Raw genomic sequence first — 9,643 nt, 5'->3', positions numbered from 1 at the left:
GGGCAGGTGTCTGCCCCTCATCCGCCTGCCGGCACCTTCTCCCCGCGGGCGGGGAGAAGGAGGACGGTTGCGACGTCTATGCCTCCCTCTCCCCGCTTGCGGGGAGAGGGTGAGGGTGAGGGGCCGGCTCGGCGGCCGATCATCATCGCCTCACATCTCCGTCCTCACCCGCCAAAGCTCTGGGAATAGTTCCACATCCAGCATCTTGCGCAAATAGGAAACCCCCGATGTGCCGCCGGTTCCCCGCTTCAGGCCGATGATGCGCTCCACCGTCGTCACGTGGTTGAAGCGCCAGCGACGGAAATAATCCTCGAAATCGATCAGCTTCTCGGCCAGTTCGTAGAGCGCCCAGTGCTCGTCGGGCCTGGCGTAGACGGCTTTCCAGGCGGCCTGCACCCGCTCGTCCGGCTGGCGTCGCTCGCGCCAGTCGGTGCGCGAGGCGTCGGCGCCGATGTCGAAGCCCTGCCGCGCCAGGAGCAGCAGCGCCTCGTCATAGAGGCTCGGCTCGCCAAGGATCTCCTCCAGCCGGGCGGTGATCTCCGGCCGGTCGGAATGCGGCTTCAGCATCGCAAGGTTGCGGTTGCCGGCCAGGAACTCGATCGACCGGTACTGCCACGACTGGAAGCCGGACGATTGGCCGAGCGCGTCGCGGAATTTGGAATATTCGCTGGGCGTCATGGTGCGCAGCACGTCCCAGGCGCTGTTGAGCTGCTCGAAGATGCGGGCCACGCGCGTCAGCATCTTGAAGGCGGGCCGCAGGCTGTCCTCGGCGATCGCCGCACGCGCCGCGCGGATCTCGAAAATCGCCAGTTTCATCCACAGTTCGGATGTCTGGTGCTGGATGATGAACAGGAGCTCGTCCCGCGCCGTCGATAACGGCTCCTGGGCGTCGAGCACCTTTTCCAGATGCAGATAGTCGCTGTAGGACATGGGCGGCTTGATGTCGGCCGCCCTTTCGTCGTCGAGGTTGCGTTCGGCGCTCATTCTCCCTCGCCCTCCCGCAGGCGGAACCGCTGAATCTTGCCGGTCTGCGTCTTCGGCAGCGCGTCGATGAACTTGACCGAACGCGGATATTTGTAGGGCGCGATCACCGCCTTCACATGGTCCTGCAGGCGCTTCACCGCCGCCGCGTCGCGCGCCACGCCCTCGACCAGCACCACATAGGCCTCGACGATCTGGCCGCGCTCCTCGCTGGGCGCGCCGATCACCGCGCATTCGAGCACGTCGGCATGGGCGAGCAGGGCCGCCTCCACCTCGGGGCCGGCGATGTTGTAGCCCGCCGAGACGATCATGTCGTCGGAGCGGGCGGCGAAATGGAACCGGCCGTCCTCGTCCTGGAAGAAGGAATCGCCGGTCAGGTTCCAGCCGTCGCGCACATAGTCCTGTTGCCGCTCGTCGGCGAGATAGCGGCATCCCGTCGGGCCGCGCACCGCCAGCCGCCCGATCTCGCCGCGCGGCAGCTCGTTCATCGACTCGTCGACGATCCGCGCCTCATAGCCCGTCACCGGGCGGCCGGTGCAGGCCGGGTGCCTGTCGTTGAAGCGGTTGGAGATGAAGATGTGCAGCATCTCGGTGGCGCCGATGCCGTCGAGGATCGGCTTGCCGGTCTTCTTCGTCCACTCCTCGAAAACCGGCCCCGGCAGGGTCTCGCCGGCCGACACCGCGACCCGCAGCGAGGAAAGATCGGCGCCGTTGTCCATCGCCGCCATCATGGCGCGGTACGCGGTGGGGGCGGTGAAGCTGACCGTCGCCCCGTATTTCTCGATGATCTCGATCATGTTCGGCGGCGAGGCGTTTTCGAGCAGCGTCGCGGCCGCGCCGAAGCGCAGCGGAAAGATCGCCAGCCCGCCGAGGCCGAAGGTGAAGGCGAGCGGCGGCGAGCCGACGAACACGTCGTCGGGCGTCACCTGCAGCACCTCCTTCGCATAGGCGTCGGCGATGATCAGCAGATCGCGGTGGAAATGCATCGTCGCCTTGGGAATGCCGGTCGTGCCCGAGGTGAAGCCGAGCAGCGCGACATCGTCGCGGCCGGTTTTCACCGCCTCGAACTGCACCGGCTTGTCGAGCGCGATGCGGTCGAGCTCGGCGTCGAAATTGGCCGTGCCGTCGAAGCCCACCACCTGCTTGAGGAACCGGCTTTCCTTGGCGCAGGCGACCAGCTCGTCCTTGATGCGCGTGTCGCATAAGGCAAGGCCGATCTCCGCCTTGTCGACGATCTTGGCGAGCTCGCCGGCCCGCAGCATCGGCATGGTGTTGACCACCACCGCGCCGGCCTTGGTGGCTGCCAGCCAACAGGCGACCATGGCCGGGTTGTTGGCCGAGCGGATCAGGATGCGGTTGCCCGGCTTGACGCCGTAATCCTCGGTGAGCGCATGCGCCAGCCGGCTCGTCCAGTCGGCCAGCTCCTTGTAGGTGCGCCGCCGCCCGTTGCCGATCAGCGCCACGTGATCGCCGAAGCCGCGCTCGACCATGCGGTCGGTCAGCTCGACGCCGGCATTCAGATAATCCGGGTAATCGAAGCCCTCGAGCAGGAACTTTGGCCACTGATCCTCGGGCGGGAGGTTGTCCCGCGCGAATGTGTCTGTATGACCCGTCGGTCCGAGCATGTGTTCACCCTCATTTTATCGTTTGCCGTGCGATGACGACTTTCTGGACGTCTGACGCGCCCTCATAGATGCGGAGCGCCCTGATCTCCCGATAGAGGCTCTCGACGATGTGGCCGCGGCGCACGCCGTCTCCGCCATGGATCTGCACGGCCTTGTCGATCACCTCCTGCGCCTTGTCGGTGGCGAAGAGCTTGGCCATCGCCGCCTCGCGGGTGACACGCGGCGCCCCCATGTCCTTGGTCCATGCGGCGCGGTAGACGAGCAGGGCGGCCGCATCCACGTCGAGCGCCATGTCGGCGATGTGGCCCTGCACCATCTGCAGGTCGGCGAGCGGCGCGCCGAAGAGCTGGCGCTCCGCCGCCCGCCCGACGGTCTCGTCCAGCGCCCGGCGTGCGAAGCCGAGCGCCGCCGCGCCGACGGTCGAGCGGAACACGTCGAGCACCGACATGGCGATCTTGAAACCCTCGCCGGGCTTGCCGATCATGGCCGAGGCCGGCACCCGCACATCCTCGAAGGAAAGGCGCGCCAGCGGATGCGGGGCGATCACCTCGATCCGCTCGGCGACCGTCAGGCCCGGCGTGTCGGCCGGCACCAGGAAGGCCGAGATGCCCTTCGCGCCCGGCGCCTCGCCGGTGCGCGCGAAGACGGTGTAGAGGTCGGCGATGCCGCCGTTGGAGATCCAGGTCTTCTCGCCGGAGAGCACGTAATCGCCGCCGTCGCGCCGCGCCGTCATGTCCATGTTGGCGACATCCGAGCCCGAGCGCGGCTCGGAAAGCGCGAAGGCCGAGAGCGCCTTGCCGGCGCGCGTCCGGTCGAGCCACGCCTGCTGCTCGGCGGTGCCGAAGAAGCTTATGGCGCCCGTGCCGAGCCCCTGCATGGCGAAGGCGAAATCGGCAAGCCCGTCGTGGCGCGCCAGCGTCTCGCGCGTGATGCACAGGGTGCGCACATCGAGCGGGCCTGGATTGGCGGTATCGAGCGCGGTGGGCTTCAGCAGACCGGCTTCGCCGAGCCTCGCCACCAGGTCGCGGCAGGCGGCGTCGACGTCGCCATGATCCACCGGCAGGTTTGCCGCGCACCAGGCCTCCAGCTTTTGCGCCCAGTCGCGGTGGCGCTGCTCGAAGAACGGCCAGTCGAGGAAGGTGCGGTCAGGCATGGGTAGGTTCCCTGTGGTTCAAAGGCTTGCGCCGCCCCTCACCCTCACCCTCTCCCCGCAAGCGGGGAGAGGGGAGCACAAACGTCGCCGCCATCTTCCCTTCTCCCCGCCTGCGGGGAGAAGGTGGTCCGAAGGACCGGATGAGGGGCAGCGCCGGCCTTTGTCCGTGAAGCGCCTCCATCTCCGCTAATCCCCCTCGAACACCGGTTTTTCCCTGGCCACGAAGGCGCGGTAGGCGCGTTCGAAATCCTTGGTCTGCATGCAGATCGCCTGCGCCTGGGCTTCCGCCTCGATGGCCTGCTCGAGCCCCATCGACCATTCCTGGTTGAGCTGCGTCTTGGTAATGCCGTGCGCGAAGGTCGGCCCGGCGGCGATGCGGGCGGCAAGCCCGAGCGCCTCCGCCTCCAGCGCATCGGCCGAGACGAGGCGGTTGTAGAAGCCCCAGCGCTCGCCTTCCTCGGCGCTCATGGTGCGGCCGGTGTAAAGCAGCTCGGCGGCACGGCCCTGGCCGATGATGCGCGGCAGCATGGCGCAGGCACCCATGTCGCAGCCGGCAAGGCCGACGCGGGTGAACAGGAAGCCGGTCTTCGCCTCCGGCGTCGCCAGCCGCATGTCCGACGCCATGGCGATGATGGCGCCGGCCCCCACCGCCACGCCGTCCACCGCAGAGATGATCGGCTTGCCGCAGGCGAGCATCGCCTTGACCAGGTCGCCGGTCATGCGGGTGAAGGCGAGCAGGCCCTTCATGTCCATCTTCACCAGCGGGCCGATGATGTCATGCACGTCACCGCCGGAGCAGAAATTGCCGCCGTTCGGCAGAATCACGACGGCATCGACATCCTCGGCATAGGCGAGCGCGCGAAACGTGTCGCGCAGCTCGGCATAGGACTCGAAGGTGAGCGGATTCTTGCGCTCCGGCCGGTCGAGCTGGATCAGCGCCACGCTGCCCTCCATGCGCCAGAGAAAATGGCGCGGCTTCAGATCCGCCATGGCGCTCATGCTTCGCCCTCCCAGTTGCTTTCGAACGTCTTCAGCGTCGCCGCAAGCATCCTCGCCTCATCCTCCGGCAGGCTGCCCAGCAGTTCGTCGATCCACCGTTCATGGGCCTCGGCCATGGCCGCGAAGGCCTCCTTGCCGGCCGGCGTCAGCTTGACGATCGAGGTGCGGCGGTCGCCGTCGCGCTTGGCGCGGCTGGCCAGCCCGTCGCTCACCAGGCGCTCGACGATGCCGGTCACGTTGCCGTTCGACACCAGCAGGAAGCGCGATATGTCACTCATCGCCATGCCCTCGGGGGCACGGTCGAGCGCCGAAAGAACGTCGAAGCGCGGCAGGGTGGTGTCGAAGCGCGTCTTCAGCCGTTCGCGCAGCACCGCCTCGATCAGGCGCGAGGCGCGCAGGATCCTGATCCACAGGCGCAGCCGTTCCTTGGCGGGAGCGCCGGATCGGACCGCCGTCAGGGGAGCGCTTACCATGTTTCACCTCCGGAAATGGAAATCGACTGGCCGGTGACCGAGGCGGCCTCGGGGCTGACGAGCCACAGCGCCGCGGCCGCCACCTCGCGCGGCTTGATCAGCCGGCCGTGCGGATTGGCCTCGATGAAGCCCTTGCGGGCCTCCTCGCGGCTGCGCCCCGTCTTCTCGACCACGCGCGCGATGGACTCTTCCAGCATCTCGGTTTCCACGTAGCCCGGGCAGATGGCGTTGACGGTCACGCCCGTCTTGACCAGCTCGACCGACAGCGCGCGCATCAGCCCGATCACGCCGTGCTTGGAGGCGACATAGGGCGCCACATAGGCGTAGCCCCTGAGACCGGCCACCGAGGCGATGAAGACGATGCGCCCGCTGCCGCGCTTGGCCATCGGCTGCAGCGCCGGCTTCACCGTCAGAAAAGCGCCCGTCAGGTTGACGTCGACGATCCTGTTCCAGTCCTCGAGCGTGGTCCTGTGGGCCGGCGCGCTGGAGGCGATGCCGGCATTGGCGATGACAATGTCGAAGGGGCCGCGTTCCGCCTCCGCCGTCTCGTAGAGCGCCTTGACGGAAGCCTCGTCCGTCACGTCGGCGGTCATCGCGTGAATGCGGGCGTGGCCCGCCGACACCTTTTCCAGCGGCTCGGCGCGGCGCCCGCAGACGGTCACGTCGATGCCCGCCTCGGCGAGCGCCAGCGCGATCGCCTCGCCGACACCCGAGCCGCCGCCGGTGACGAGGGCATGGCGTGAGGCGGTCATCGATGCGCTCCCCGGTTTGACGTAGGCGCTCGCCCCTCATCCTCACCTTCTCCCCGCACGCGGGGAGAAGGGGGCACAGAGGTCACCGCTTCCTCCTTCTCCCCGCGTGCGGGGAGAAGGTGCCGGCAGGCGGATGAAGGGCCGCGCCAACGCTTGAAAGACATCGTCACACCTTCCCCGTCATCTGCTCGGCGCGCTCGGCGAGCCGGTAGACCTGATCGCGGCCGGGCAGGTAGGGAGAGGGCCACATCACCTCGCGGTCGCCCAGCGCCACGGCCGCATGCAGCGTCCAGTAGGGATCGGCCAGATGCGGCCGGGCGAGGCAGACGAGATCGGCGCGGCCCGCCATCAGGATCGAGTTGACATGGTCCGGCTCATAGATGTTGCCGACGGCGATCGTTGCCATGCCCGTCTCGTTTCGGATGCGGTCCGAAAACGGCGTCTGGAACATGCGGCCATAGACGGGCCGGGCGCGCTTCGAGGTCTGGCCGGCCGAGACGTCGCAGATGTCGACGCCGGCTTCGCGCAGCATGCGGGCGATCTCCACCGCATCGGCCGGGGTGATGCCTTCCTCGCCCACCCAGTCGTTGGCCGAGATGCGCACCGAGATCGGCTTGTCCTCGGGCCACACGGCGCGCACGGCACGAAACACTTCCAGCGGATAGCGCATGCGGTTTTCGAGGCTGCCGCCATAGTCGTCGGTGCGCCTGTTGGTGAGCGGCGAGATGAAGGAGGAAAGCAGGTAGCCGTGCGCGTAGTGCAGCTCCAGCATGTCGAAGCCGCAGCGCTCGGCCATCTGCGCGGCGGCGACGAACTGGTCGCGCACCATGTCCATGTCGGCGCGGTCCATCGCCTTCGGCGTCTGGTTCTTCTCCGACCAGGCGACCTCCGAGGCGGCGAGCAGCGGCCAGTTGCCGCCGGCCAGCGGCGCATCCATCTCCTCCCAGCCGAGTTGGGTCGAGCCCTTCGGTCCCGAATGGCCGATCTGCGCGCAGATCTTTGCGTCGGTCTCACGGTGCACGAAATCGACGATGCGCTTCCACGCCGCCTCGTGCTCGGGCTTGTAGAAGCCGGGGCAGCCGGGCGTGATGCGGCCCTCGGGGCTGACGCAGGTCATCTCGATATAGACGAGCCCGGCGCCGCCCTTGGCGCGCTCGCAGTAATGCACGAAATGCCAGTCGGTCGGGCAGCCGTCGACGGCCTTGTACTGCGCCATCGGCGAGACGACGATGCGGTTCTTCAGCGTCAGACCGCGCAGCCTGTAGGGCGCGAACATCGGCGCCCGCGCCACATTGCCGCCGGCGCCGGCCTGCCGCTGGAACCAGGCCTCGGCTCCCGACAGCCATGCGGGATCGCGCAGGCGCAGGTTCTCGTGGCTGATGCGTTGCGAGCGGGTCAGAAGCGAATAGTTGAACTGCACCGGGTCGAGATCGAGATAACGCTCCACCTCCTCGAACCATTCCATGGAGTTGCGCGCCGCCGACTGCAGGCGCAGCACCTCCAGCCGCCGCGCGTCCTCGTATTTGTCGAAGGCGTCCTTCAGCGTCGGCTCCGAATGCAGGTAATCGGCGAGCGCGATGGCCGATTCCAGCGCCAGCTTCGTGCCCGAGCCGATCGAGAAATGCGCCGTCGCCGCCGCGTCGCCCATCAGGGCGAGGTTGTCGTGCGACCAGCGCTCACAGAGCACGCGCGGGAAGCTGATCCAGGCCGAGCCGCGGATGTGGTTGGCGTTCGTCATCAGCGCGTGACCGCCGAGATGCGCCTTGAAGATGCGCTCGCAGACGGCGATGGACTCCTGCTGGCTCATCGCGCCGAAGCCGAACTTCTCCCAGGTGTCCTGGCTGCATTCGACGATGAAGGTCGCCGTCTCGTCGTCGAACTGGTAGGCATGCGCCCACACCCAGCCATGCTCGGTCTTCTCGAAGATGAAGGTGAAGGCATCGTCGAACTTCTGATGCGTGCCGAGCCAGACGAATTTGCACTTGCGCATATCGACGTCGGGCTTGAACACCTCTGCGAAGGTGGACCGCACCCTTGAGTTCAGCCCGTCCGCGGCCAGCACCATGTCGTTGTCGGCCATGAAGGGGCGCGGATCGTCGATCTCCGTCTGGAACTGCATCTTGATGCCGAGCTCGCGGGCCCGCTCCTGCAGGAGGATCAGCAGCCGCATGCGCCCGATGCCGCAGAAGCCGTGTCCGGTCGACAGCGTGCGCGTGCCCTTGTGGATCACCGCGATGTCGTCCCAATAGGCGAAGTGCTCGCGGATGCGCTCGGCGCTGACCGCATCGTTCCGGGCAAGGTTGTCCAGCGTCTCGTCCGACAGGACCACGCCCCAGCCGAACGTGTCGTCCGGCTTGTTGCGCTCGTAGACCGTGATGTCGTGCGCCGCGTCGCGCAGCTTCATCGAGATTGCGAAATAGAGGCCCGCGGGGCCACCGCCCAGAATAGCGATTTTCATGCTCGCGCTCCGTCCTCCCGGGATCGCTTTGCGCATCGGCCCGAGATCGACGGATCGATCTTCGGCAAGGTCGAAGCGCAGTTCAACAGTTTACAGCGCTTTGCGCATCCTGGTCGGCGCCAGGCGTTCCAGGTCAGGACCATGATGATATCCCGTCGATCATCATTATGCCCAGGCCCGGAGCATGACACTCACGGCAAGACATTTCAAGTATGAAATTTTAAGGTTGAAATATATCCGCCCTGGCCTCAGTCTACAGCATATGCCGGGGTGATGACAGGAAGCGGGCGAGGGATTATGCACGGGTTCGACTGCCCTGGCCGCTGATGGAGGATCTGGACGTGTTCTACCGGAAAATCACCGATTGGGACGATGCCTATGCCAATGGCGCCAACATTCCCGGCGGCGAGCGCTGGCCGCAGGCCTGGGTCGAGCCCGCGCGCGCCTATCGCGAGCGGCTTGCCGCCGAGGGCAGGGCCGAACTCGACGTTGCCTACGGCGAAGGCGCGCGCAACCGCTTCGACCTGTTCAGGCCTGAAGGCAAGCCGGCCGGCCTCGTGGTCTTCATCCATGGCGGCTTCTGGCTGAAGCTCGACAAGAGCTTCTGGTCGCACCTGGCGGCCGGCGCGGTCGACAGCGGCTATGCGGTAGCGATGCCCTCCTACACGCTGTGTCCGGAAAACACGATCTCCGGCATCACAGCCGAGATCGGCCTCGCGGTCACCGCCGCCGCCGAGCGCATCGACGGACCGCTGCTTCTGACCGGCCATTCCGCCGGCGGCCACCTCGCCACGCGCATGGCCTGCACCGATTCGCCGCTCCCCGCCCCGGTGCGGGCACGCCTGCGCCATGTCCTGTCCATTTCCGGCGTGCACGACCTGCGCCCGATGATGCGGACGGCGATGAACGAAGGCCTGAAGATCGACGAACGGGAAGCCTTGGCCGAAAGCCCGGCGCTCCTGTCGCCCTTGCCCGACCTCCGGCTCACCTGTTGGGCGGGCGCCTCGGAACGCGGCGAGTTCCTGCGCCAGAACGCGCTGCTCGCCAACGTCTGGACCGGTCTTGGGGCGGTGACGGCGGTGGTGGAGGAACCCGACCGGCATCATTTCGACGTCATTGACGGCCTTGCCGATTCGCAGCATCAGATGGTGCGCTGTCTGTTGACAGCCTGACCCGTTGGGCCAAACTTGGCCCGTTCCCTT

Annotated in this window: 8 protein-coding genes; 1 reads left to right on the top strand and 7 read right to left on the bottom strand. The window is 67.2% G+C overall.

The features are described 5' to 3' along the window. Nucleotides 1-150: 150 nt before the first annotated feature. From kynA to NUU27_RS12340, 7 genes are all read right to left on the bottom strand, one after another. Nucleotides 151-984 carry a tryptophan 2,3-dioxygenase gene (kynA, locus tag NUU27_RS12370; protein ID WP_257762414.1) on the bottom strand — a complete coding sequence of 278 codons (834 nt, stop codon included), beginning with the start codon at nucleotides 982-984 and terminating at the stop codon, nucleotides 151-153. Then, the gene (locus NUU27_RS12365; RefSeq protein ID WP_257762413.1) at nucleotides 981-2,606 is read right to left on the bottom strand and encodes an AMP-binding protein; all 1,626 of its coding nucleotides are present in this window, start codon (nucleotides 2,604-2,606) and stop codon (nucleotides 981-983) included. The genes kynA and NUU27_RS12365 overlap by 4 nt, the downstream gene beginning before the upstream one ends. Before the next feature lie 10 nt (nucleotides 2,607-2,616). Next, nucleotides 2,617-3,759, bottom strand: a complete 1,143-nt coding sequence (locus tag NUU27_RS12360) for an acyl-CoA dehydrogenase family protein (RefSeq protein ID WP_257762412.1) — start codon at nucleotides 3,757-3,759, stop codon at nucleotides 2,617-2,619. Nucleotides 3,760-3,945: 186 nt separating this feature from the next. Beyond that, entirely contained in the window at nucleotides 3,946-4,758 is an 813-nt protein-coding gene (locus tag NUU27_RS12355) for an enoyl-CoA hydratase family protein (RefSeq protein ID WP_257762411.1), read from the bottom strand. Beyond that, complete coding sequence (locus NUU27_RS12350) at nucleotides 4,755-5,231, bottom strand: MarR family winged helix-turn-helix transcriptional regulator (RefSeq protein WP_257762410.1); 477 nt, start codon at nucleotides 5,229-5,231, stop codon at nucleotides 4,755-4,757. Before NUU27_RS12350 ends, NUU27_RS12355 begins: the two co-directional genes overlap by 4 nt. Beyond that, nucleotides 5,225-5,983 (bottom strand): SDR family NAD(P)-dependent oxidoreductase, encoded by a 759-nt coding sequence (locus NUU27_RS12345; RefSeq protein WP_257762409.1) that lies wholly within the window; start codon nucleotides 5,981-5,983, stop codon nucleotides 5,225-5,227. The genes NUU27_RS12350 and NUU27_RS12345 overlap by 7 nt, the downstream gene beginning before the upstream one ends. A 166-nt stretch (nucleotides 5,984-6,149) precedes the next feature. After that, nucleotides 6,150-8,441: a bifunctional salicylyl-CoA 5-hydroxylase/oxidoreductase gene (locus NUU27_RS12340; RefSeq protein ID WP_257762408.1), complete on the bottom strand. Its 2,292-nt coding sequence runs from the start codon at nucleotides 8,439-8,441 to the stop codon at nucleotides 6,150-6,152. A gap of 341 nt (nucleotides 8,442-8,782) precedes the next feature. Here NUU27_RS12340 and NUU27_RS12335 point away from each other — a divergent pair, with 341 nt between their 5' ends. Next, nucleotides 8,783-9,613: an alpha/beta hydrolase gene (locus tag NUU27_RS12335; protein ID WP_257762407.1), complete on the top strand. Its 831-nt coding sequence runs from the start codon at nucleotides 8,783-8,785 to the stop codon at nucleotides 9,611-9,613. Nucleotides 9,614-9,643: the final 30 nt, after the last annotated feature.

The sequence above is a fragment of the Nitratireductor sp. ZSWI3 genome, from assembly GCF_024655565.1.
Lineage (GTDB): Bacteria > Pseudomonadota > Alphaproteobacteria > Rhizobiales > Rhizobiaceae > Nitratireductor.
Note: the sequence above shows the minus strand (reverse complement) of the source record. Positions and strands in the feature narration are given on the sequence as shown.

What these genes read in the sequence shown, in the direction of transcription:
- kynA (WP_257762414.1), bottom strand. Translation starts at nt 984, where the DNA reads ATGAGCGCCGAACGCAACCTCGACGACGAAAGGGCGGCCGACATCAAG.
- NUU27_RS12365 (WP_257762413.1), bottom strand. Translation starts at nt 2,606, where the DNA reads ATGCTCGGACCGACGGGTCATACAGACACATTCGCGCGGGACAACCTC.
- NUU27_RS12360 (WP_257762412.1), bottom strand. Translation starts at nt 3,759, where the DNA reads ATGCCTGACCGCACCTTCCTCGACTGGCCGTTCTTCGAGCAGCGCCAC.
- NUU27_RS12355 (WP_257762411.1), bottom strand. Translation starts at nt 4,758, where the DNA reads ATGAGCGCCATGGCGGATCTGAAGCCGCGCCATTTTCTCTGGCGCATG.
- NUU27_RS12350 (WP_257762410.1), bottom strand. Translation starts at nt 5,231, where the DNA reads ATGGTAAGCGCTCCCCTGACGGCGGTCCGATCCGGCGCTCCCGCCAAG.
- NUU27_RS12345 (WP_257762409.1), bottom strand. Translation starts at nt 5,983, where the DNA reads ATGACCGCCTCACGCCATGCCCTCGTCACCGGCGGCGGCTCGGGTGTC.
- NUU27_RS12340 (WP_257762408.1), bottom strand. Translation starts at nt 8,441, where the DNA reads ATGAAAATCGCTATTCTGGGCGGTGGCCCCGCGGGCCTCTATTTCGCA.